This is a genomic window from Mucilaginibacter sp. P4_G9 (assembly GCF_056400985.1).
Map to the genome: position 1 here is coordinate 13,532 of NZ_JBFUKF010000013.1, position 24,598 is coordinate 38,129.

A 24,598-nucleotide genomic window follows, 5' to 3' on the forward strand; every position below is an offset into this window, starting at 1 on the left:
CAATGTACATTCATTGCCATAGATCATCGACCATTGGCTATGGACATACTAATCAATCCACCTTAAACAACTGGCTTATTGAGCCGTGTTCATTTACATTGCTTATCGCTTTGGCAAAAAGCTCGGCGGTTGATAGTACCCTTATTTTAGGGCTTTGCTGTTTCAACGGTATGGTATCTGTAACTATCAGTTCGGTTAATGCCGAATTTTCGATAGTTTCATATGCTTTACCTGATAAAACCGGGTGAGTACAAACTGCGCGTACGCTGCGTGCACCCCGCTCCATGATCAGGCCTGCTGCTTTGGCCAATGTACCGGCTGTATCGCAAATATCATCTATCAGTACAATATCCTGGTCGGTTACATCACCAATCAGTGTCATTGATTCAATTTCATTGGCGCGTTTACGGCGTTTATCGCAAATAACCACTTCGGCATTAAAAAACTTAGCGAAGCTGCGCGCCCTGTATGAGCCACCCATATCCGGCGAGGCAATGGTTAAATTACCTAAGCCCAGGCTTTTTATATACGGTACAAAAATGATTGATGCATCAAGATGATCAACCGGAACATCAAAAAATCCCTGGATCTGCGCTGCGTGCAAATCCATGGTCATAATGCGGTCAATACCCGCTGCAACCAATAAATTGGCTACCAGCTTGGCGCTTATAGCCACCCGGGGTTTATCTTTCCTGTCCTGGCGTGCCAAACCAAAATATGGGATAACCGCGTTTACATAATGCGACGATGCACGGCGGGCGGCGTCAATCATCATCAGCAATTCCATCAGGTTATCAGTAGGCTGGTGGGTACTTTGTATCAAAAATACATCGCATCCCCTAACAGTTTCATTAAAATGTGGTTGAAATTCGCCATCACTAAAACGTGAAAGTACTACATCGCCTAACTCGCGCCCATAGGCTTCAGCAATTTTTTGCGCCAGGTCTTTTGAGCCCGAACCTGCAAATAATTTAACCGGATTAAATTGTAATGGCATTTTTTTTGATTTTGGATTTCGGACGCTGAATTTCGGATTTGTTTAATTTTCAGTTGCTTATCGCTACATGATAAAATTAATAGTCCTGTTGATAACGTCCTAAAATACAATTCGGATTTCATTTTTCCCCCGAATCTAAATCCGAAATTGAAAATACGAAATCCGAAATTCTCTTGTTGCCCGACCAGGATTCGAACCTAGACAAACGGTACCAAAAACCGTCGTACTACCATTATACTATCAGGCAATCTCCTTTGGTTTGTTTTACTCTCCGAAAAGGAATGCAAATATAAGACGATTTTTTAACTCTCAAAACAGAATTTGAAAAAAGTATTTATAAGCCTGTTTTACAGTCCAAAATGGGTTAAAAAGTGTTAATAAGGCTGTTTTTGTTTCAGCATCGTCATAGTTTTTCTTACTTTCGGCTATATTAAGCCTTTTGCTATCGAAAACATCCCGACATGAACTACAATAAAATCAATAATATTTTTGGCTGGATAACTTTTATCATCGCCACCTTAACCTACGTTTTAACCCTTGAACCATCATCAAGCTTTTGGGATTGCGGTGAATTTATAGCCTGTATTTTTCGTTTGCAGGTAGCCCACCAACCCGGTGCACCATTATTTACCATGATAGGCAAAGCATTTACACTGCTATCCATGGGCGATAATACCAAAGTGGCTTACTGGGCAAATATGGCTTCGGCCATTTCAAGCGGTGCAACTATCATGTTCCTGTTCTGGACGGTAACCTCCTTAGCCAAAAAGATTCTGGTTAAAACCACCGAAGACCTTAATATCAGTAATTTGATCATCATAATAGGCTCGGGTCTGGTTGGCGCATTGGCTTATGCCTGGTCTGATACCTTTTGGTTCTCGGCAGTTGAATCTGAAGTGTATGCGCAATCATCCTTATGCACGGCTGTTGTATTCTGGGCCATATTAAAATGGGATAACCATGCCGATGAACCTCACGCCGACAGGTGGATTGTATTTATCGCTTATATAATGGGCTTGTCAATAGGTATCCACTTGTTAAATCTGCTGGTAATACCGGCTATTGCTTTGGTAATTTATTTCCGCAAGGCAAAAAACATTACTACACGGGGTACTTTACTTTCGTTTTTTGCAGGTATTGTATCGGTAGCTTTTGTATTGTGGGGAGTTATACAATTCACGGTTAAAGGCGCAGCATTCTCCGATCTGCTTTTTGTGAACACCCTGGGAATGGGCTTTGGCAGTGGTGCAATAGCATTTTTTGTTTTGCTGATAGCAACCATAGTATCGGGCATATATTATACCATTAAACAATCAAATGCAGCTATCATCACTTGCGCTATCTGCTTTATCCTGGCACTTGGAATTAGCGCCGGCTACCTGGGAGCTATAGTTGGGATAATAGTTTTGGCATTGCTTGAATATGCGGCAAAAATACGCGAAAGGCGTTTCGCACTCAATAGTTTTTTTGTTTGCCTGCTGTTTATCCTGTTTGGCTACAGCTCATTTGTAATGATTGTGGTACGGGCCAAAGCCGATCCTAATTTAAATAACAGCGATCCGCAGGACGCTTTTGCGCTTAACAGCTACCTGAACCGCGATCAGTATGGTGATACACCACTGCTTTACGGCCAGTTTTTTGATTCGACGCCAACCGATCAAACCGAAGGAGCAACAATTTATCGTCGTGGTAAAACTAAATATGAGGTTGCCGGTAAAAAGCTCGCCACTATTTATGATCGTAACACCATATTCCCGCGTATGTTTAGCGATAAGGCAGGCCACACCCAGTTTTACCGGGCCTGGAGTAAATTAGCCGATAGCGAAAAACCAACCTTTGCTACCAACCTGGGCTTTTTTGGTAGCTGGCAGGTTAATCAGATGTATACCCGCTACTTTCTTTGGAACTTTGCAGGCCGCACCAATGATCTGGATGGCCAAACCAGCAACAGCGGCTCTGATGGTAACTGGATAAGCGGCTGGAATTTTAACAAACAATTACCGGATGCGGTTACGAAAAGCAAAAGTTATAACCGCTTATTCTTTTTGCCTCTTATTATAGGCTTGGCAGGCTTATTTTTTCACTTTAAACGCGACCAGAAAAATGCCGGTGTTGTAGGTGTACTTTTCTTTTTCACAGGACTGGCAATTGTACTGTACCTAAACCAGGACCCATTACAACCACGCGAACGTGATTATGCTTATGCAGGCTCATTTTATGCATTTGCCATATGGATTGGCCTTGGCGTTGTTGCCTTAGCCGATTTGTTAAGTAAAAAACTTAATGCAAAAACCAGCGGTATTATTGCCACCGTAGTTTGCTTGTTAGCGGCCCCCTTGTTAATGGCCAACCAGGAATGGGATGATCATAACCGCTCAACCAAACTTACGCCGCATGATATGGCCTATAATTACCTTAACTCCTGCGCGCCAAATGCAATTTTGTTTACTTATGCCGATAATGACACCTATCCGCTTTGGTATATACAGGAAGTTGAAAACGTACGCCCCGATGTACGGATTGTGAACCTAAGCCTGCTGGGTACCGATTGGTACATCCGTGGGATGAAAAACAAAATGAACCAATCGGAACCATTGCCTATCAGCATGCCTTATGATAAGTTTAAGCCCGGTGTACGTGATGTAATTTACTTTAACGACCAAAAAGTGCCCGGTGCTATTGAGCTAAAAGAGATTTTTGATTTCATCACCTCTGATGATAAAGCAGCCATGGTGGAGTATAGCAATGGTGATTTAACCAATTACCTGCCTACCAAAAACTTTAAATTAACAGTTAATCCTGATGAAGTGGTAAAAACCGGAACGTTACCAGCCATCCAAAAAGATAAAATAACTGCGGAAATGGACTGGACCTTTAATGGTAAGTATGTTACCAAGGACATTTTGGCAATGATGGATATACTGGCCCATAATAACTGGAAAAGACCCATTTATTTTGCAACCACTGTACCGGAAGAAAACCTGATAGGACTTAGTAAATATTTATATAGCGAAGGTTTTGCCAATCGCCTGCTTCCGTTGAAACCAGATACCGCAGCAAGCGCGGCAGATGTTACAAACACGCCGGTAATGTACCAGAACATGATGACCAAATTTAAATGGGGCAATATGAAAAATGCCAGTTACCTTGATCATGAATCAAATACCATGTTTTACCCTTTGATATCAAGGCTTTACTCAACCCTTGCCGATAACCTGCTTAATGAGGGTCACCCCGACATGGCAAAAAATGTTTTCAAAAAGTATGATGAAGTAATGCCTGATAACATTCCTAATACCGAGATAGCTATCCGTAAGTATTATATGGTAGAAACAGCTTACCGGCTTGGTGATGTGCAAATGGCCAACAAACTGGCAAACCTGGTTGATGATTATGTAGTCGATCTGCTCGCCTATAATTATACGCTTTTACAAAACGGTGAGGTAAGCCTTGATAGCAGGGATCTCCAATATTCGATGTCGATGTTGAATGGTTTAACCGAGTACACCAAAAATTATAAACAAACAGACCTTAATACCAAATTCAGCGCACAGCTCAGGGACTATGAGAAGAAACTGGGGATGGGTTCGAAGTAGTATTACATAGATCCAACAACAAAAAAAGCGACATAAGTCGCTTTTTTTGTTGTTATAAGATTCTTATCCTTTGTCCGAAAATCTTTTACCCTTTATCTAAAGAATGTCCTTCGTCCAAAAATCCTTATTCCTTATTCCAAAGATTAATCCTCATTAACCACGCCCATCGAACAAAATTTCTCGATGCGTTCGTTAACCAACTCAGTAATATCTTTTTCTTTCAGGGTTTTAAGATCTTTAAGCAGCTGTTTCTTTAGGGTGGCTGCCATAGCAACCGGATCCTGGTGAGCGCCGCCAAGTGGTTCTTTTATAACACCGTCTATCAGTCTGTTCTTTAGCATTTCTGTCGAAGTTAATTTTAATACTTCGGCAGCACGTTCTTTATTTTCCCAGGTTTTCCATAGGATGGTTGAACAGTTCTCCGGTGATATTACAGAATACCACGAATTATCAAGCATCAAAACCCTATCACCAATACCTATACCCAATGCGCCTCCTGATGCACCCTCGCCAATAATAACGCAGATGACAGGAACCTTAAGTATCGACATTTCGAGGAGGTTACGGGCAATGGCTTCGCCTTGTCCTCGTTCTTCAGCTTCTAAACCGGGGAATGCTCCCGGCGTATCAATTAAAGTTACAACAGGCTTATTGAATTTTTCGGCCATTTTCATCAGCCTTAAAGCTTTGCGGTAGCCTTCGGGATTAGCCATACCAAAGTTACGATACTGGCGCTCTTTGGTATTACGCCCCTTTTGCTGACCAATGAACATTACAGTTTGCCCGTTCAGAGTGCCAAAACCGCCTATAATGGCTTTATCATCGCCAACAGTACGGTCGCCGTGCAGTTCAATAAAATCATCGCACATCAGCTCAATATATTGGAGCGTATATGGTCTTTCGGGATGACGCGAGATCTGCACTTTTTGCCAGCCGTTAAGGTTGGAGTATATTTCTTTTTTGGTGGTTTCAAGCTTAGCCTCGAGTTCTGCCACTGTTGCAGACATGTCGAGCTTGTTTTTATCTTCAACCTGCTTCACTTTCTCTATCTGCTGCATCAGCTCGGCCAAGGGTTTTTCAAAATCAAAAGTTATTTTCATACACTTTATTTGGGGCCGCTAAATTAAACAAATCAAACGGCAAATTTATCAATTATGATTTTGCAAAGTTTCCAGCTTTTTAATTTGAGCCGGCGCCAGTAATTTCCACGTGTTATAGCAGGCTAATAATATGGCATTTCTGAGCTCACCGTAGTACAATCCCGATCGGTTACCATAAAAAATAATACTACCCTCGTCAGTTCCCTTCCGCAATAAATTATCTAATGCCTGTTCATTGGTGATGATGAACTTGCCCATTTCTATTTTTTTACGCTTTAGCTCATTGGCTATTGCTGTAATTTGAGTTACCTGCACCGGACTAAGCCCAACTTCTTTTTTAAACGCGATAGCCTTATCGGGCATTGGGTAATGATTTACAACAGCAACGGGGGGCATTTCATAAATATCATCACCCTTTAATAAGGCATTGTACTGGGCGTCGCTCAAGGTTTTAACCGTCGATTTTTTAAAAGTGCTATCTGCCATCTGAGCGTTCGCGGCACAATAAACAAACAGGATCATCACAAAAACAGGTATGGTTTTTATCATATTTTGCAGTTTACAAAAAAATCCACAACTATTGGGCCATTTAGATGGATAAATATTACTACCTAAGTTATTCCACCTTAATCACCTTTGTTCTTTCCGAAATTCCGTTCTCGTTAAAGGCCTCTATCTGGAAATAATAAGGCAGATCCCTGTCCATCCCGCTAAAATAAAACTCATTTTTGCCGTAAATCATCATGTTATTGTACAGTTTATCGGGCGCTATGCCAAAGTAGATGGTATAGCCGGTGGCGTTATCATTAGGTTTCCACTTAAGCCAGGAATTGCGGCGCTCACTGTCGCCGCGCAGCGCGATCAAATTTTGAACGGTATCGGGCTTAGCGCCTGCGCCTTTACCAAATACCCTGAACCCGGACAGCGCGAACTTGCCGGTTGGCATGTGCAGGTTCACCATTTTAAGGTAGCGTGCTTTTACAGGTGTTTTCAACTCAACATAATCATGCGGAACATCGGTTTTGTTTTTGCTTTTGTCGATCAAAAGCTTCCACATCTTTCCATCCAGGGATGAATAAACAATATACTGATGATAAACGCCTAATGATTTACCCACAAATTCAGCATCCTGATCGGCATAGTTTATCTGTACAGCGTTTATAGTACTTACTTCACCAAGATCTGTTTTAAACCATTCGCCTTTGTTCGCAGTTTTGGCGCTCCAGTAAGTCTTGATATCTTCGTCAACCGCATTGTTTGCGTAATAAGCCCCCAGAGTTGATGACACTTCCACCGGTTTATTGTAGTTGAGGATCATCCAGCCGGTGAAATTACTCTTCAGGTGATCCTCCGGACCAACAGCCAAATATTGCGGATAATCTCCATAAGCGGTATTACAGTACAGTGTGCCATCTTTATCAAAACCAGCCGGCCAGAAGCCTATGCGGCGTTCAAAGTTGTTTTTTACCGAAATGCCAATGGTGCTGATATGCCAGTAATTGCCAAATTTGTCGGCCCAGGTAGCACCATGCCCCGCCCCTTTTGCAAAGCCTCCGGGTTTGTACGAGAACGGGTTATGCTTTTGATAAGTAAACGGCCCCAGGGGTTTATCGCCCACAAAAACGCCATCGCCATAGCCGCTTTGCTCGGTGCCGGGTGCGCCAAACTGCAGGTAGTATTTACCGTTATGCTTATTCATCCATGAACCTTCAATAAATGGCAGCAGGAACACGTTATCATTGTGCTCACCAAAGCGTTCCCAGCCGTGTTTTTCGGGGTCGAGTTTTACCATCTCCTTTTTAGGGCCTATGGGTTCAAATGTTCTCCTGTCTATCTCCTGCCCGTAAAGCGGCAGCGTATTGCTGGAGCCATGATAGATATATACCCGCCCATCATCATCGGCAAACATCCCCGGATCCCAGGCGCCTACTTTAAAATAATCTTTGGCGGCCTTCCAGTCATCTTTAGTGGGATTGGTGCTCATCCACAGCGTAAAATCCTTATTATAGGTAGAACCGATCACCAGCAGGGTATCGCCCAAAACTAAAGTGGCAGGGGCGCAAAGTTCATCACCCGCTACCTGGTTGTATGGGCGTACAAACTTGCGGTATACAAAGTTCCAGTTCAGCATGTCGTTGCTCCACCAGTAACCAAACTGGTTGGTACTGAAGAGGTAGTATTTACCTTTAAGCAGGGTCATGGTTGGGTCGGCGGTAGCGCGGTGCTTGCCCCAGCTGGCAAAATCGGCAAAGGGGGTATAGCCATAATCGAGGTTARGCGGGTTGCAGTAAGTAAGCCTCCTGGTTTGCGCGCTTAAATCTTTTAAACAAAAACAAAACAGCAGTATCGGTAAAATACGGGCAGCTATTTTCATAAAGTATAAAGGTTTATAAGATAATAACAGGAAGCTAATATCTGTTTTAAAATATTAATAAAATGGGCACTTATAACTACATTTATTGCACAAATTATCAATTTTATCAAGATTTATTAAGATTTATTCCGCTCCTGCTGAATCTGAAACATTTTTGTTATTGTGTGTTAAAAACACAATTAATTTGTACCTTCATTTCCAGAACCAATTACCATATTTATGAAAAAGAAATACCTGCTGCTTTTAGTTGTGCAATTATTTTTCGGCGCCGCCGCATTTGCACAATATCCCAAAATGGATAAGCTGCTTTACGGCGTTGCTTATTACGATGAGTACATGCCCTATGAAAGACTGGATAAGGATGTGCAAATGATGAAGGATTGCGGCATCAACGTGGTGCGCATTGCCGAATCAACCTGGAGCACCGTTGAACCGCAGGATGGCGTATTTGATTTTACCCATATCGACAGGATGCTGGCCGCCATGCAAAAAGGAGGCATCAAAGTAATCGTAGGCACACCCACCTACGCCATACCTACCTGGATGGCCAAAAAACACCCCGAGATATTAGCCATCACCCCATCGGGCCAAAACCAATACGGACCAAGGCAAAATATGGATATTACCAATACCGATTTCAGGATGTATGCCGAGCGCGTGATCAGGAAAATAATGGAACATGTGAAAAACAATCCAGCGGTAATTGGTTACCAAATTGATAATGAAACAAAATCATACGGCACATCCGGGCCAAATGTGCAGGCGTTGTTTGTAAAATACATGCAGGCCAAATACAAAACGCTGGATAATATTAACCACATCTTCGGCCTTGATTACTGGAGTAACCGCATCAATAACTGGGACGATTTCCCATCGATGAATGCCACTATCAATGCCAGTTTATCTTCTGAGTTTGCTAAATTTCAAAGACAAGTGGTTACACAATATTTAGGCTGRCAGTCGGCTATTGTGCGCGAATATAAACGCCCCGAACAATTCATCACCCAAAACTTCGACCTGGATTGGCGTGGCCATTCCTTCGGCATCCAGCCCGATGTTGACCATTTTGCTGCGTCAAAAGCTGTAGACATCGCAGGGATAGATATTTACCATCCGAGCCAGGATAAACTTACCGGTTCCGAGATCTCTTTCGGCGGCGATGTTGCCCGGTCAATGAAAGGCGGTAAAAATTATTTGACAATAGAAACCGAGGCCCAGGGTTTCCCGCAATGGACGCCTTATCCGGGGCAACTAAGGTTACAGGCATTTAGTCACCTGGCATCGGGCGCCAATATGGTGGGTTACTGGCCATGGCATTCTATCCATAACTCCGCCGAAACCTATTGGAAAGGCCTGTTAAGTCATGATTTTGAGCCCAACCCGGTTTATAACGAAGCTAAAACTATCGGTAAGGATTTTGACCGGTTAAGTCCGAAACTCATCAACCTGAAAAAGAAAAACGATGTGGCCATATTGTTTAGCAACGAGGCGCTTACCGGCTTCAAGGCTTTTGGCTTTGGCTGGGGTGTACGCACCGGCTACAATGAGGTATTGCGTCAGTTATACGATGGCTTATACCACATGAATGTAGGCTGTGATTTTGTTGACCCTACGAGCCAAAATATCGAAAATTATAAACTATTAGTCGTTCCTGTTTTGTATGCTGCGCCGGATAGTTTATTACAACGCCTTAACCGGTACGTAAAAAAAGGGGGACATATCATTTACACATTTAAAAGCGGATTTAGTGATGAAAATGTTAAAGTCCGCACAACGCACCAGCCGGGCATAATCAACGAAGCGTTAGGAATTTATTACAGCCAGTTTACCGTACCCGAAAATGTGGGTTTAAAAGGCGATGATTTTAACCTGACGCCCGAAGATAAAAAACTAAATACCTGGATGGAGCTCATCACGCCTACCACAGCAAAGGTACTGGCTTATTATGATCATCCTGTTTGGGGCAAATACGCGGCCATTACCGAAAACACCTACGGCAAAGGTCTGGCAACCTACATCGGCTGCATTACAACAAGCGCTGTAACCGATAAAATATTGGCCGACGCGGTGAAAAAGCTTGGCCTTTGGGGTACTGATCAGCAGTTGGCTTTCCCGATAATTACCAAGTATGGCGTAAACCAAAGTGGTAAAACAGTGCACTACTATTTCAACTATTCGGGTAAAGAAACCAGCTTTACTTATCCTTATGGAAATGGAAAGGAATTGATTTCGGGAGCCGGCGTAAGCAGCAATTCGGCTATGCAGCTGGAACCCTGGGGGATTAAGATTGTAGAGGTAAATTGATTGTTTATGTAGAATTTGTACAAAAAATAAGTCATGCAGAAATAATTCGGCATGACTTATTTTTTATGATTCAAGACCATAATACCGCTTCCTTAACCAAAAAGCCACATTCACCAATGCAATCAATGCCGGCACCTCCACCAGCGGACCAATTACACCTGCAAATGCCTCGCCGCTATTAATACCAAAAACACCGATAGAAACCGCGATGGCCAGCTCGAAATTATTGCCTGCGGCAGTAAATGATAAGGCAGCATTTTGCGCATAATCTGCCCCAAGCCATTTGCCGGCCATAAAAGTTACCATAAACATAATGGCAAAATAAATAACCAATGGAATGGCTATCCGCACCACATCAAAAGGGATCTGTACAATCAGGTCGCCTTTGAGGCTGAACATCACCAATATGGTAAATAAAAGTGCTATAAGCGTTACCGGGCTTATTTTGGGGATGAATATGTTATTGTACCAATCATTCCCCTTCATCCTGCGCAATATATACCGGGTTAAAAAACCAGCAAAAAAAGGGATCCCTAAATAGATCAGCACGCTTTGAGCAATTTGCCCTATGCTGATGTTTACCGCCAAACCTTTTAAACCAAAGTAAGGTGGCAACACAGTAACAAACACCCAGGCAAACAAACTGTAAAAAAGCACCTGGAAAATACTGTTAAAGGCAACCAGCCCGGCAGCGTATTCGCGGTTACCATCGGCAAGCTCGTTCCATACTATCACCATGGCAATGCAGCGGGCCAGGCCAATCATAATTAAACCTATCATATAGGCCGGATGATCGCGCAGGAAAATTATCGATAGCAGAAACATCAACACAGGACCGATAAGCCAGTTCATAACCAGCGAAAGGGATAAGATTTTAACATTGCTGAACACCCTGCCCAGCTCCTCAAACCTCACCTTTGCAAATGGAGGATACATCATCAGCATTAAGCCTATAGCAATAGGCACATTGGTAGTGCCCGATTGAAATTGATTAATAAAATTTTTTGCTGAAGGCATAAAATACCCGATAGCTACACCCACGCCCATGGCGATAAATATCCATAAGGTAAGGTACCTGTCTAAAAACGAAAGCTTTTTCCGTTGTGTTGGGTTGCAATTATTTGCACTCATGTTAATAAATTACATTTGTTTATTGCGATAAAGCAATGTATTCGATCAAAAAAAATCAACAACAATCTTTTTCTGGAAAATTCGCGGTTACCAGGAAAGCGCTCAGCTTAGCTGCATACTGTTTCCATTTCACCTGGTCAATGCAATAGCTCATGGATGTGCCTTCTATGGTACCTTTTATTATACCGGCTTCCTTAAGCTCACGTAAATGTTGCGAGGTGGTAGGCTGGGCCAAACCCAAAACATCAACCAAATCGTTCCCTATACAGGCATTAGCCTTTATTAAATGCTCGATAATAGCAATGCGCGCGGGATGYGCCAATGCCTTAAGCATTTTGGCCAGCTCGTTTTGAGCCTCGGTAAAGTTTTCTGTTTTGGTTAATCCCATTGCAAGCAATATTACGATAAAGCACTTAATAATCAAACCCCGGTTTAAACGTGCTGCTGTATAAAATCAACAGAGAATACTTTGATCATATCCCTCACCCGCCTAAACTCGTCCATCACTTCTTCTTCAGTTCCGGTAGCTTTAGCCGGGTCGGGAAAGTTTTGGTGAAAACGTACAGCTTTGGATGGAAAGTAGGGGCAGTTCTCTTTGGCATTATCACAAACAGTAATAATATAATCAAAAGGGATCTCCATATATTCATCCACATTATTTGATGTATGTCGCGAGATATCTATATGATCTTCGGCCATTATTTTGATGGCTTTTGGGTTAACGCCGTGGATCTCCACACCGGCGCTATAAATTTCGGCCTTATCCCCGGCAAAATATTGCAAATAGCCATGAGCTATCTGGCTGCGGCAACTATTGCCGGTACATAACACTAATATTTTTTTCATTTCAATTTATTTCTTTTTTCATTACGATGGCCGATACGGGGCATACATGGCTAAACTCAGATGATTGCTTTACCTCTTCGGGTAAGTCCCCGCGCAAAATTGCTACATAACCTTTACGGCTAAAATATTCCGGTGCGGTTTCTGTAAGCAGGCAAATAACTTTAAGCTTATTTAACAGGGCCATACTTTCCACCTCCTGCAGTAACTTATCTGCAATGCCCTGGTTACGAAATTCCGGTTTAACCGCTACTGAACGGAGCAAAGCATTTGTACCATAAATTTCAAAACCTGCCACGCCTATTACCTGGCCGGTATCATCTACGGCTGCCAAAAAGTTGTTCAACAACAGCGGAAGATCATCAACAGGAAGTTTAGCAGCGCTGAGCAATTGCGTTATACCATCCCTGTAATTTTCGGCATTTTTTATTAACATGGTATTCTTATTTAGCAGCAACCACCGCCAGGTGTACAGCATTCGGCAGCAACAGCCAGGTTCTTTAATTCAACTTTTGGTTTTACAGCAGCCGGTGCACAACACTCTTCGCCGGTAGCAGTGGTACCACAACTGCTGCCGCGTTCAATTGCCTTGCACTGCACAGTATCGGGCCGAAGATCAACAATTAGGTTACCACCCTCGGCAACTACCTGGTTGGGATACATTTGGCGGGTATCAAAGTCCGAATTACCAAACTCAATTTTAACCTTTGCCAGCGGATTTAAAGGTAATGTTTTCTCGACCAATTCAATGATGGATAAAGCCTTATCAACCTGCATTGACCTTTCCTGCAGTTGATTTACAGGCTCCCAAAGCTGAACAATGATCTCGGTCCAGCTGTTCATTTTACCGCCGCAATCAACTGATGTGATGGGCGCCTGTTTAATTTCGGTGATGTGGTACGATGCATCTACCCACTTGTTTTCGGCATACTGAAATTGCAGATCCAGTTGCGGATGGGCAAGCAATTGCTCCTTAAATTCCATCCAGTTTATAGCTTCCTGATTTTTCATAATACAAGCGTTGAATTATATATTGCAATATTACGATAAATAGTTTAAAAACGAATAAATTTTAGAAAAATCTTAATTGCTTGTACCCACCTGACAATCGCAATTATGTGTTTGTTCCATGGCCACTTAAAACGCTTTTTATTCCTTTAAAAGCTAAAAACAAACTGCTATCAATTTTACCTCAAAAGTTAATAGCAATCACAAGGGGACAATACATTTTAATAATCAGTTTTTTAGTCACCCCTTTGGGTCCTAACGATATCATGTCATTTCCCTTTAGAGTCTTCGGGCTTTCTCGCAATTATGGGTTCTTACACCATAGCTTTTCGGAAGATTATAAGAAGCGGAGGATGTGCGATTCCTTCCTTGGGGAAGGAGGAGGAAGGGGTTTGCGAACGATTGGACCACTGCTAATCAAACGAAAAAGCTTGGTGTAGAAACCCCTCCCTGCACCCTCCCGTTGGGAGGGAATCGCACAGGGCCAGCCTTTTTATAATCTTCCGAACACCTATGGTCTTTACACCGCCCTCTTCAGCGTAAAGGCAAACCTGCTGCCTGCCCCTATTTCACTGTCAACGCCTATGTGGCCCGATTGTGCTTCAATAAAATCCTTGGCTATTGCAAGGCCCAAGCCGGTTCCGGTTTGGTCGGCAGTGGCGTTGGGAACCTTAAAATAGCGTTCAAAAAGGCGCGACAGGTATTGCTCCTCTATTCCTTTACCATGATCGGTTACAGAAAATTCTATCTCGTCGTTCTTGTATTTTTTAACCACCAGCTCCACTACCGATTTTTCGTGACTGTATTTTATAGCGTTTGATAACAGGTTGATAAGCACCCAGGTAGTTTTGTCCAGGTCGGCATGCACTTCGGGCAGGCTGTCATCRCATTTTACCTTAATAGCAACATGCTTTTGGTCGGCAGTAAATTTAATTGCCTTTACGGCATAGTCCACTATATTTTTTGGATGGGTGCTGCCAAAGTTAAGCTGTAGTTTTCCGGTTTCTACCTGTGCCATATCCAGCAGTTCGCCGGTAATTTGTAACAGGCGCCGGGCATCATCATCAATATTTTCCAACAGTTGCCGCTGCTCGGTATTCACGTTACCTATGCGGTCATCTTCCAGCAATTTCAGGCTCATTTTTATAGATGATATGGGCGTTTTTAACTCATGCGATATCGTAGCTATAAAATTGGTTTTAGCCTCATCCAGTTGCTGGTACTCGGTAATATTTTTCAGGATGATCACCTTCCCTATCACTTTATTTTTGCTGCTTACCGATAACGACTCGCGTGAGTAAAAACTTTCGCGGTTATCAGCAAATATCTTAAGCCGGGGTTGCTCGTTTACTAAAAGGTTGCGCAGCAGGTCGTTTTCTAAAGCTACATCCGGAGCATAGCGGCCGGTAAGCTGTTCGGTACTCATACCTATTAATGAGCAGGCTACCTCGTTGGCAAATATGATGATCATCTTTTCATCCAACCCCACAATGGCGTCATGCATGGTATTGATAATGGTTTCAATCCGCTTTTTCTCGAACAAAATACTGGCCAGGTTACTGTTTTCATATTCATCCAGCTTTTTGGTCATGTTATTAAAAGCCTGGCCAAGCTCACCAAACTCGTCGTCCGATTGGAAATCTATCTGCTGATGGTAATTGCGGTTTGATATTTCTTTTATCTTCTCTGTTAATTCTTTTAGCGGGTTTGCAATATATCCGGGGAAGTTCACGGCAAAAGTAAATGCAATGGTGAATAACAGTACGGCGCAAAAGGCAACCAATATATTGGCTCTTTTGGCGGTATTAGCTGCAACAGAATTTTTATGAGCAATGGAATCCATATTTAAATGCATTATGCCATAAATCAATCGCCGTGCCTGCGCCCGTGCCTCAATTTGYGCACCAGCAACACCAGGCAGTTTAATATCCCGGTAAACAGCGGTTAATGAGTCTGTTAATTTCCCCTCGCCTTTCTCAGTAATGTTATGCTGCTGCCTGTAAAGGTTATCATCAATTACAGCAATTTGCTTAGCCGAAAGCGGGCCATCACCGGCATCTATTTCGTTCAGGATATTTTGTGTGTATTGCAGGGTTTTGTAATTATCCTTCAATATCACCCCGGCATCAGCCGAAAGACGGTTAAGGAAATATACTGATAAGCCGCAGCAGATGAGCGCCAGTACAAACAAAAAGCCAATGCCAGTACGGAGTTTATTTTTAATAGTCATTGTTATGATAGTATTACAAGGTCAATATCTGTTTTAGACATTTTATTTAATAACTGGGTAAACACAGCTGTTTTCATGATCAGCTGGTAAAACTTAAACCGCGGTTTACCAATACAAATAGTAGTGACGTCATATTTTTCGGCAGTTTCCCATATGGTTTGAGCTATCCGGTCGCTTTTTACTTTGAGCACCTGGCCGCCTAACTGGGTAGCCAGCTTCATATTATTAATTAAATGGCGCTGCGATGCCAGGTTTATCTTATCGCTGCTTTCCCTTGAAGTTTGCACATACAAAACAAAAAACTTTGATCGGTAATATGATGATAACCTTGCGGTTTTACGTATAATTATTTTTGCCGATGCGTCATTTGTGCTGATGCAGGCTAAAAAAATCTCGGGCCGCAATTTAATGTTCCTGGGGATCTCAATATCAATTTTACGCTCCACCTGGTGGGCTACCTCGCGCAGGGCAAGTTCGCGCAGCTGCAGAATCCTATCCGACTGGAAAAAATTATTAAGGGCCAGGGGCACCTTTTTTTCGTCATAAATCTTACCCTCTTTTAAACGGTCTATCAGTTCATCGGCGGTAAGGTCGATATTCACTACCTCATCTGCAAGCTGCAAAACCTTATCGGGGATGCGCTCATTAATGGCCGTGCCGGTTATGCGTTCTACCTCCTCGTTAAGGCTCTCCATATGCTGAATGTTTACCGCGCTGATTACATTAATACCGGCGTTCAGGATCTCCATTACATCCTGCCAGCGTTTTTCGTTACTGCTGCCTTCAATATTGGTATGCGCCAGTTCATCAACCAAAACCACTTCGGGGCGCAAACTGATAATGGCCTTCAGATCCATCTCTTCCAGCTCCTTACCCTTGTAAAAAAGTTTACGGCGTGGAATTACGGGCAGGCCTTCCAGCTGTGCTATGGTTTCTTTACGGTTATGGGTTTCAATATAGCCTATTTTAACATCAATACCGTTGCGCATCAATGCCTGGGCTTCCAACAGCATGCGGTAGGTTTTACCCACACCGGCGCTCATGCCAATGTAAACCTTGAACTTGCCCCGCCGCGACCGTTTTATCAGTTCCAGGAAATGCTCAACCGATTGTTCTTTATTTTCTTCGCTCATTGCTTTATGAATTATTTTTCAAATTCATTAGTTTCATTATGTGTATAAATGTAATAAAAGGAGACCCCTGACAGGTCCCCTTTTTACGTATGAACGTTCATTCTAACCAAACTTATAATTAACAACCAAAATTAATTATAAAACAATCCATACATATCTTTATCAGAAAGCATACACCGCAGCCAGCACAAATTGCGAGGCGGTTTTTGAAGTATCTCCTGAATGATTTTTAAACGCATCGGCCGATCCGTTATCAAGCCTGATCTCGGGGATCAGCGCCAGCGGACCAGCTTTTATATTTGCCGTAAACGTTACAGCCGTTACATTTTCACCGGGCGCCGGTGCGGCTGTTGATGTATAAGTACCGTTTTTTGTTTTAAAGTACTCGCCCCTTAAACCTAATGTTACTTCTTTTGATACTGCATATTGCGGATATAAAGCCAAACCTGTAAAACCACCGGTAACGCCACTATTGGCTTTATAATCGGCAGCATTTAAGCCTAACTTAAAAGCATCGGTTATTTGATAAGCGGTAGTCAGGTCAAATTCTGTTCCCTGCAGTCCGCCGGTTATAAGGTTCAGGTAAGCTGTCCATCCTTTTACCGGTGTAATGGCTAACTGGGCACCAAAATTATTTACCTTTTTTGTAGATTGATAGGCGTTCCAGTTATCATTAAAGGCGCCAACCATCAGGCTTATCTTATCGGTAAAAGCATAGGTTGCTTTAACACCGGCATTCTGGAAAGGCCCGTTGGTGAACAGGTATGATGTAGAATAGTTAAAATTACCTACAGGGCTTATCACCTCATAACCTATAAAGGTTGACATATAACCACCTGCCAGCGTAAGCTTGTTAGTTACATCGTAAGATACATACAAGTTTTGGATATGGTACGAATCTCCGCTGGTACCATTTGGTATAGATTGTGCCTGCCCACGCGGGCCAAATGAAAGCTCGCCTACAAAGGCCGATTTGCCTACTTTCTTTTTTAGTCCAAGATCGATCATTCCTATTGATACAGAGTTTTGATCTGTAGCAAAACTGGTTGGTATCTGCGAGCCCTTATTGGCAAAATCGTATTTATAATAAGTATCAACCGAACCAAAAATAACCAATGGCGCATCGGATGTTGTTTTAACAGTATCCTGGGCTTTTACAACACTAAAGCCAGTTAAAAGTATTACGAATAATAATATGTTCTTTTTCATTTATGTAGTTACAGGTCAGCCCCCTCTAAATCTCCCCCGGTAGGGGAGACTTTGATAACAGGGTATTTTAAATGTATATGTTATAAACTTATCGTTTGCAATTCAAAAGTCCTCCCTACCGGGGAGGATTTAGGTGGGGCTATTTCAACTCATCCAAAGCCACATTCAATTTCAGCACGTTCACTTTAGCCGGACCGAATACACCCAACAAAGGTTTTTCGGTATGGGCATCAACCAATTTGGTTAACGCATCGGCAGATAAACCACGTACTTTTGCAATACGTGCTACCTGTACCTGCGCTCCTGCGGGAGAAAGGTCCGGGTCCAAGCCGCTACCTGATGCGGTAACCAGTTCGGCAGGGATCTGCGCACGGGTTACACCGGGGTTATGTTTTAAAAAATCCTGGATCCTGCCCTCAACCTGTTTCAAATAATCGGGGTTTGAAGGGCCTTTGTTTGAACCACCTGAACCGGCAGCATTGTAATCAACTGCCGACGGGCGGCTCCAGAAGTATTCGTCCTTAGTAAATTTTTGCCCTTCGTTGGCATAACCAACCACGCGGCCCTTGTAACTTATGGTCTCCCCGTCGCCATGACCGGGGGTTAATTTGCCTACACCGGCTATAGCTAATGGATAAATTCCGGCTGTTATTACTATCAGTATGATAGTTAACTTAATAGATGGCAACAAATATGTTTTCATTTTCTTTTTTATTAGATTTGAGATATGAGACGTGAGATTTTTGGATACGGGATTTTTGACGCTTCACTTTTTTGTCTCAAATCTCATATCTAATATCTCACATCTGCTCTAAATAAATACGCCTACTGCAAGGTCAATCAGTTTTATACCGATAAATGGTATCAGTACGCCGCCAAGGCCATAGATCAACAGGTTACGGCGCAATAATGCGCTGGCGCCAATCGGTTTATATTCTACTCCCCTTAAGGCTAATGGTATCAGCATCGGGATAATAATAGCGTTAAATATTACTGCCGATAATATCGCCGATTCCGGGCTATGCAAGGCCATGATGTTAAGCGCCCTTAACGATGGTATAGATACCATAAATAAAGCCGGCACAATAGCAAAGTACTTGGCCACATCATTGGCGATAGAGAATGTAGTGAGGGTACCACGGGTCATCAGCAATTGCTTACCTATTTCCACAATCTCTATCAGCTTGGTTGGGTCGTTATCCAGATCCACCATATTACCGGCTTCTTTGGCTGCCTGGGTACCGCTGTTCATGGCCACGCCAACGTCGGCCTGGGCCAATGCAGGTGCATCATTTGTACCATCGCCCATCATAGCTACCAGCTTACCGCCTTGCTGCTCTGCCTTAATGTAGTTCATTTTATCCTCTGGCTTAGCCTCGGCAATAAAATCGTCTACGCCGGCTTTCTCGGCAATAAATTTGGCTGTTAATGGGTTATCACCGGTAACCATTACGGTTTTAACACCCATTTTACGCAAGCGGTCAAAACGTTCGGCTATGCCGGGTTTAATAATGTCCTGCAGTTCAATTACACCCACTATCTTTTCGTTTTGCGATACTACCAGCGGTGTACCGCCATTTGATGAGATCTTTTTAACGTTGTCCTCAACCTCGGTTGGGAATGCATGACCAGCCTTAAGCGCAATATTGCGGATAGAATCAAAAGCGCCTTTACGGATGCGTAAGCCTTCGGGCGTATCCAAACCGCTCGACCTTGTTTCGGCAGTAAATTTTATAAATACCGAGTTTTTAGGGGCAGTTACAGATGGCACCGACTTATCAAGGCTTGCCAGTTCAACTATCGATTTACCTTCGGGGGTTTCATCAGCCAGTGAACTCAATACACAGGCGGTAACAAAATCGGCCGGTTTTACACCTGTTGCTGGGTAAAAGTTGGTAGCCTTACGGTTACCAATGGTGATGGTACCTGTTTTATCTAATAACAGCGTATCCAAATCGCCTGCAGTTTCAACAGCTTTACCCGATTTGGTGATTACGTTGGCACGCAGCGCCCTATCCATCCCGGCAATACCGATGGCCGATAACAGGCCACCGATAGTGGTAGGGATCAAACAAACAAACAACGATATAAAAGCAGCTATAGTTATAGGGGTATTGGAATAATCGCCAAATGGTTTCAGGGTAACGCATACAATAACGAAGATGAGCGTAAAGCCTGATAACAGAATGGTAAGCGCTATCTCGTTTGGTGTTTTCTGACGCGATGCACCTTCTACCAGGGCTATCATCTTATCCAGGAAGCTTTCGCCTGGCTGGGTAGTTACCATTACCTTTATCCTGTCGGATAATACTTTGGTACCGCCTGTTACTGATGATTTATCACCCCCAGATTCGCGGATCACCGGTGCAGATTCGCCTGTTATGGCCGATTCATCTATAGTAGCAATACCTTCAATGATCTCACCATCAGTAGGGATGTTATCGCCCGTTTCGCAGATAAACACATCGCCTTTTTTTAATTGGGATGACATTACTCTTGTCTCTTTGCCGTTAACCAATAGACGGGCGGGTGTTTCCTCACGGGTTTTCCTAAGGCTTTCGGCTTGTGCTTTACCGCGTGCTTCGGCAATAGCCTCGGCAAAGTTGGCAAACAAAACGGTGAGCAACAGCACCAAAAACACGGTGAAGTTATAGGCAAAACTGCCCTGGCCTTTATTTGCAAAAGAGAATATAGTAACAATAAGCATTACTGCCGTTCCTATTTCAACGGTAAACATAACCGGGTTACGGAACAGTATGCGTGGGTTTAGTTTGATGAAGGACTGTTTAAAAGCCTCCCTCATCTGGTCGCCCTGGAATAATGTATTTGAGGTTTTCATGATTATGATTTAAAGCCCCCTCTAAATCTCCCCCGGTAGGGGAGACTTTTGATGTGCAAAGTTCTTAAAGTCCTCCCTACCGGGGAGGATTTAGGTGGGGCTGGTTGTTTTTTTATTTAAGTGAAAAGTGTTCGGCAATTGGGCCTAATGCTAATGCTGGGAAGAAAGACAAGGCGGCGATAATAACAATCACCGCGAAAATCATCATCCCAAAAGTGGAAGTATCGCTTTTAAGTGTACCGGCAGATTCTGGAATGAATTTTTTATTGGCCAGCAAACCGGCAATAGCCAACGGACCAATAATTGGTAAAAACCTGCCCAATACCATTACTATACCTGTGGTAAAGTTCCAGAAGATGTTGCCATCGCCCAAACCTTCAAAACCCGACCCGTTGTTGGCTGCTGCTGAGGTATACTCATATAACATTTCAGAAAAACCATGGTTGCCGGGGTTATTTAACCAGGCCGATGGCTTAACTGCCCAATCCGCGCCGGGCATATGAACCACTACATATGATGATATGGCTAAACCAACCAATATGATGAACGGATGTAATAAAGCAATGAGCGATGCGATCTTCATTTCCCGGGCCTCAATTTTGCGCCCTAAAAATTCCGGTGTTCGCCCAACCATTAATCCCGATATAAATACGGCTATGATGATGAAAATGTAAAAGTTAAGGAAACCTACTCCGCAACCACCATAAAAGCAGTTAACCATCATACCCAGCAATTGCATAGCGCCGGATAAAGGCATAGTACTATCATGCATGGAGTTTACCGAACCAGTGGATGTAATGGTGGTCATTACGCTCCAGTATGCAGAGTTTGCAGGTCCAAACCGTACTTCTTTACCTTCCATAGCACCTGTAGGCTGGCTAATGCCCATCCTGGCTATGGCCGGGTTACCATTAAGTTCGGCATTGATGGTTGGGATCATCAGCAGCAACATACCCAAGGTCATCACCCCAAAAATCACATAAGCGAATTTCTTTTTGTTGAGATAAAAACCCAGGGCAAATACCAAACCTATCGGGATAATAAGCTGCGCAACCAGTTCAACGGTATTGGTTAAGTAATTAGGGTTTTCTATAGGATGGGCCGAGTTGGCGCCAAACCAGCCGCCTCCGTTTGTTCCCAGGTGTTTAATAGCTACCAAAGGAGCAACCGGTCCGCGGGATACGTGAACGGTATCGCCCTGCATACTAATGAAAGTATCTTTACCTGCATAGCTGGTAGTCATGCCGTTAAAGGCGAAGATTACAGCTATAACAAATGATATAGGTAATAAAATGCGGGTGATTGATTTTACAAAGTACTCCCAAAAGTTACCCAGTTTATCGGTCACCTTGTCTTTTAATGCCCTGTATAGTACAATCAGCGCCGCAATACCGGTAGCTGCCGATACAAAGTGCAGGAACATAAATACAAAGTGCTGTGTAAAATAAGTAGCGCCGCTTTCGCCCGAGTAGTGCTGTAAGTTACAGTTAACCAAAAAGCTAATGGCTGTATTGAAAGCCGTATCGGCAGACTGGCCCGGGTTTGCATCCGGATTAAGGGGCAAGTGGCCTTGTGCCATTAAACACACAAAGGCATAAATAAGCCAAACACTGTTAATGGTAAGCAGGGCAAATAAATGCTGTTTCCAGTTCATTTCCTTTTTGGTATCAATGCCGCTAAAACGGAAAATGAAACGGTCGAGCGGGGCTAAAAAGTCGAGCCATGTTTTTTCGCCCTTAAAAACGCGGGCCATGTAACGACCTAAGGGGATGGCTATTACAAGCATGAGGAGGTAGGTAAAAATTACACCTGAAATTTCAGTGTTCATGGTTTTAAAAGTTAAAATTTTTCGGGTTTAAGCAGCACGTACACCATGTATATAAACACAGCTATGGCCACAATGAATAATGCGATCATGATGATTAGATTTTTTCGAAGTAATTAACTGATTTGAAGAAGATCCAGAAGATGACTATGAAAGTCACCACATAAATAACAACCTGTAAAATATCCATAGTATTCGTTTTGCAGAAGGCTTTACCAAGGGGATGCCAACAAATGGAAAAATCAATTAAATAACTATTAATCAGTTATTTAATTGATTTTACAAACGCAACTTTGGTTTTAACAGGTAAAATATGCCTATCATTTTGATAGGCAATTATCAATGTGGAATAACGCTGTGATTATTAGTTGACCCGGGAGTGAGATTGGGGAATCAGAAGTCTTTTTTATTGAAAGGGATTTAGATAAAAGATCATCCCAAGTGTATCAATGCCATTTATTTATACGTAATGACCAATATGAAAACAACATTTACCCTTACCAGGATTTTCAGCGTTTTGGCCGCTGTTTTGGTATTCGCATTTTCTGCCTGTAAAAAGGATGCCGCAAGCGGAACCATTGATATTACCGGGAAATGGGCAAAAATACAATTCCAGGGGATTGACCAATATGAGTTTAAAAACGACAATACTGTTGAATACAATATAATTGCAACAGATTCGGTTACCAAAAAAATAATAGGATACCGCTTTAGAAGTATAGGAAAATATACTGTCAAAAAGGATTCATTAATTATGTTTGATCTTGTAAATTATTCAAACTCAAAAAATAGTTTTGGTCCGGAAACTGAACTTGTGCCTATTGATGGCTCCAAAACGGTTGGCTATACCATATCACTCAACGCTCAAAAAAATAAACTTTTACTTTACTTTACCTGTCCGTTTAATGCTAATTGCGTTCCATCGCCCATTATTTATAACAAGCAGTAGCAATATACCTCGTCAAGAAAAAGGTTGATACTATTGTTATGTCGGCATGAAATTACCGGGGTATTTACTCCAACCCGTATTCTTTCAGCTTCCTGTACAATGTTGCTACCCCAATATTCAATAGATTGGCCGCTTCGGCGCGGTTGCCGTGGGTATGGTTAAGTACACGTTGTATGTGCAGTTTTTCAACCGATGAAAGGTCAAAGGCTGATATTGGACTGCCCGCCTTTACCTGTTGCTGCTGAATTTCATAAGGCAGCAGGCTTTCATCAAGGGTGTTGTTATCGGTAAGTATTACAGCTCTTTCAATAATATTTTTTAGCTCGCGGATATTGCCTGGCCAGTGGTAAGCTTCCAGTTTGGTTATAAACTCATCGCTTAGCACATTTATCTGTTTTTTAACTTTAAGGCCAAAGTACTGCATAAAGTATTCTGCCAGTAGTTTAATGTCCTTTTTGCGTTCGCGCAAGGGTGGCAAGGTGATCTGGAACACCGAAAGGCGGTAAAACAAATCCGAACGGAAATGGCCATCAGCTATTTCTGTTTGGAGGTTACGGTTGGTTGCAGCAAGTATGCGTACATTAACCTGCGTAGGTTTGGTATCGCCTATTTTTAAAAACTGCTGTGATTCCAGCACGCGAAGCAGCTTGGCCTGCAGGTCGTGATCAAGTTCGCCTATTTCATCTAAAAATATGGTGCCGCCGCTGGCTTCTTCAAAAAGGCCTTTTTTATCTTTTAAGGCGCCGGTAAATGAGCCCGCTTTATGCCCAAATAATTCACTCTCTAACAACTCCTTTGTAAAAGCACTGCAGTTTACAGCCACAAACGATTTTGTATTGCGTTTACTGGCCTGGTGAATGGCTTCGGCGAAGATTTCTTTGCCGGTACCTGTTTCGCCTAATAACAGAACGGTGGTATCGGTTAGGGCTACCTTTTGAGCAAGCTTGATCACATCACCAATAGCGGTTGATCTGCCAATCAGCCTGTCGAAGCCAAATTTTTCATTCAGTTTGCTTTGCAGCTCTATCACGGTTTGCTGCAACAGGGCTTTATCCATTGC

Annotated in this window: 20 protein-coding genes and 1 tRNA gene; 3 read left to right on the top strand and 18 right to left on the bottom strand. The window is 42.8% G+C overall.

The genetic code is table 11. The annotated features are described in order from the left end of the window. Positions 1–52 precede the first annotated feature (52 nt). Positions 53–997 (bottom strand): ribose-phosphate pyrophosphokinase, encoded by a 945-nt coding sequence (locus AC1DPZ_RS02890; protein ID WP_477401132.1) that lies wholly within the window; start codon positions 995–997, stop codon positions 53–55. Between the two features lie 176 nt (positions 998–1,173). Next, positions 1,174–1,244 (bottom strand) — tRNA-Gln (locus AC1DPZ_RS02895). Positions 1,245–1,458: 214 nt separating this feature from the next. On the opposite strand from AC1DPZ_RS02895, the gene AC1DPZ_RS02900 reads away from it, so the two are divergent. Continuing rightward, positions 1,459–4,593, top strand: coding sequence for a protein O-mannosyl-transferase family (locus tag AC1DPZ_RS02900; protein WP_477401133.1), 3,135 nt, complete (start codon positions 1,459–1,461; stop codon positions 4,591–4,593). Positions 4,594–4,736: 143 nt separating this feature from the next. Here AC1DPZ_RS02900 and AC1DPZ_RS02905 read toward each other — a convergent pair whose 3' ends face one another. The 3 genes from AC1DPZ_RS02905 to AC1DPZ_RS02915 all read right to left on the bottom strand — a co-directional run bounded on the left by AC1DPZ_RS02905 (position 4,737) and on the right by AC1DPZ_RS02915 (position 8,067). Beyond that, a complete protein-coding gene (locus AC1DPZ_RS02905) occupies positions 4,737–5,693 on the bottom strand; it encodes an acetyl-CoA carboxylase carboxyltransferase subunit alpha (RefSeq protein WP_477401134.1) in 957 nt (318 codons plus the stop codon). Between the two features lie 48 nt (positions 5,694–5,741). Continuing rightward, complete coding sequence (locus tag AC1DPZ_RS02910; protein ID WP_477401135.1) at positions 5,742–6,242, bottom strand: hypothetical protein; 501 nt, start codon at positions 6,240–6,242, stop codon at positions 5,742–5,744. A gap of 67 nt (positions 6,243–6,309) precedes the next feature. Further along, a complete protein-coding gene (locus AC1DPZ_RS02915; protein ID WP_477401136.1) occupies positions 6,310–8,067 on the bottom strand; it encodes a family 43 glycosylhydrolase in 1,758 nt (585 codons plus the stop codon). A 219-nt stretch (positions 8,068–8,286) separates the two neighbouring features. Between AC1DPZ_RS02915 and AC1DPZ_RS02920 the strand changes: the two genes are divergently transcribed. Further along, entirely contained in the window at positions 8,287–10,371 is a 2,085-nt protein-coding gene (locus tag AC1DPZ_RS02920) for a beta-galactosidase (RefSeq protein WP_477401137.1), read from the top strand. Between the two features lie 63 nt (positions 10,372–10,434). Here AC1DPZ_RS02920 and arsB read toward each other — a convergent pair whose 3' ends face one another. The 12 genes from arsB to kdpF all read right to left on the bottom strand — a co-directional run bounded on the left by arsB (position 10,435) and on the right by kdpF (position 22,681). Further along, positions 10,435–11,502, bottom strand: a complete 1,068-nt coding sequence (gene arsB, locus AC1DPZ_RS02925; protein ID WP_477401138.1) for an ACR3 family arsenite efflux transporter — start codon at positions 11,500–11,502, stop codon at positions 10,435–10,437. 55 nt (positions 11,503–11,557) lie between these two features. Beyond that, complete coding sequence (locus AC1DPZ_RS02930) at positions 11,558–11,890, bottom strand: ArsR/SmtB family transcription factor (RefSeq protein WP_477401139.1); 333 nt, start codon at positions 11,888–11,890, stop codon at positions 11,558–11,560. A gap of 44 nt (positions 11,891–11,934) precedes the next feature. Then, positions 11,935–12,348, bottom strand: coding sequence for an arsenate reductase ArsC (locus AC1DPZ_RS02935; RefSeq protein ID WP_477401140.1), 414 nt, complete (start codon positions 12,346–12,348; stop codon positions 11,935–11,937). 1 nt (position 12,349) lies between these two features. Then, complete coding sequence (gene arsN2, locus AC1DPZ_RS02940; RefSeq protein ID WP_477401141.1) at positions 12,350–12,781, bottom strand: arsenic resistance N-acetyltransferase ArsN2; 432 nt, start codon at positions 12,779–12,781, stop codon at positions 12,350–12,352. A gap of 11 nt (positions 12,782–12,792) precedes the next feature. Then, on the bottom strand, positions 12,793–13,356 hold the full coding sequence (locus AC1DPZ_RS02945) for a DUF6428 family protein (protein WP_477401142.1): 564 nt from the start codon (positions 13,354–13,356) through the stop codon (positions 12,793–12,795). 517 nt (positions 13,357–13,873) lie between these two features. Then, positions 13,874–15,583, bottom strand: a complete 1,710-nt coding sequence (locus tag AC1DPZ_RS02950) for a HAMP domain-containing sensor histidine kinase (protein ID WP_477401143.1) — start codon at positions 15,581–15,583, stop codon at positions 13,874–13,876. 2 nt (positions 15,584–15,585) lie between these two features. Next, entirely contained in the window at positions 15,586–16,716 is a 1,131-nt protein-coding gene (locus AC1DPZ_RS02955; RefSeq protein ID WP_477401144.1) for a sensor protein KdpD, read from the bottom strand. A 162-nt stretch (positions 16,717–16,878) separates the two neighbouring features. Next, complete coding sequence (locus tag AC1DPZ_RS02960) at positions 16,879–17,925, bottom strand: outer membrane beta-barrel protein (protein ID WP_477401145.1); 1,047 nt, start codon at positions 17,923–17,925, stop codon at positions 16,879–16,881. Between the two features lie 139 nt (positions 17,926–18,064). Further along, positions 18,065–18,628, bottom strand: coding sequence for a K(+)-transporting ATPase subunit C (locus AC1DPZ_RS02965; protein ID WP_477401147.1), 564 nt, complete (start codon positions 18,626–18,628; stop codon positions 18,065–18,067). 108 nt (positions 18,629–18,736) lie between these two features. Beyond that, entirely contained in the window at positions 18,737–20,764 is a 2,028-nt protein-coding gene (gene kdpB / locus AC1DPZ_RS02970; RefSeq protein ID WP_477401148.1) for a potassium-transporting ATPase subunit KdpB, read from the bottom strand. Positions 20,765–20,876: 112 nt separating this feature from the next. Beyond that, positions 20,877–22,592: a potassium-transporting ATPase subunit KdpA gene (kdpA, locus tag AC1DPZ_RS02975; protein WP_477401149.1), complete on the bottom strand. Its 1,716-nt coding sequence runs from the start codon at positions 22,590–22,592 to the stop codon at positions 20,877–20,879. Positions 22,593–22,603: 11 nt separating this feature from the next. Further along, positions 22,604–22,681, bottom strand: a complete 78-nt coding sequence (gene kdpF / locus AC1DPZ_RS02980; protein ID WP_169611101.1) for a K(+)-transporting ATPase subunit F — start codon at positions 22,679–22,681, stop codon at positions 22,604–22,606. Between the two features lie 386 nt (positions 22,682–23,067). Between kdpF and AC1DPZ_RS02985 the strand changes: the two genes are divergently transcribed. After that, entirely contained in the window at positions 23,068–23,538 is a 471-nt protein-coding gene (locus AC1DPZ_RS02985) for a hypothetical protein (RefSeq protein WP_477401150.1), read from the top strand. A 64-nt stretch (positions 23,539–23,602) separates the two neighbouring features. Here the strand turns inward: AC1DPZ_RS02985 and AC1DPZ_RS02990 are convergent. Continuing rightward, positions 23,603–24,598, bottom strand: a 996-nt coding sequence (locus tag AC1DPZ_RS02990) for a sigma-54 interaction domain-containing protein (protein ID WP_477401151.1), incomplete at its 5' end; no start/stop codon positions are given.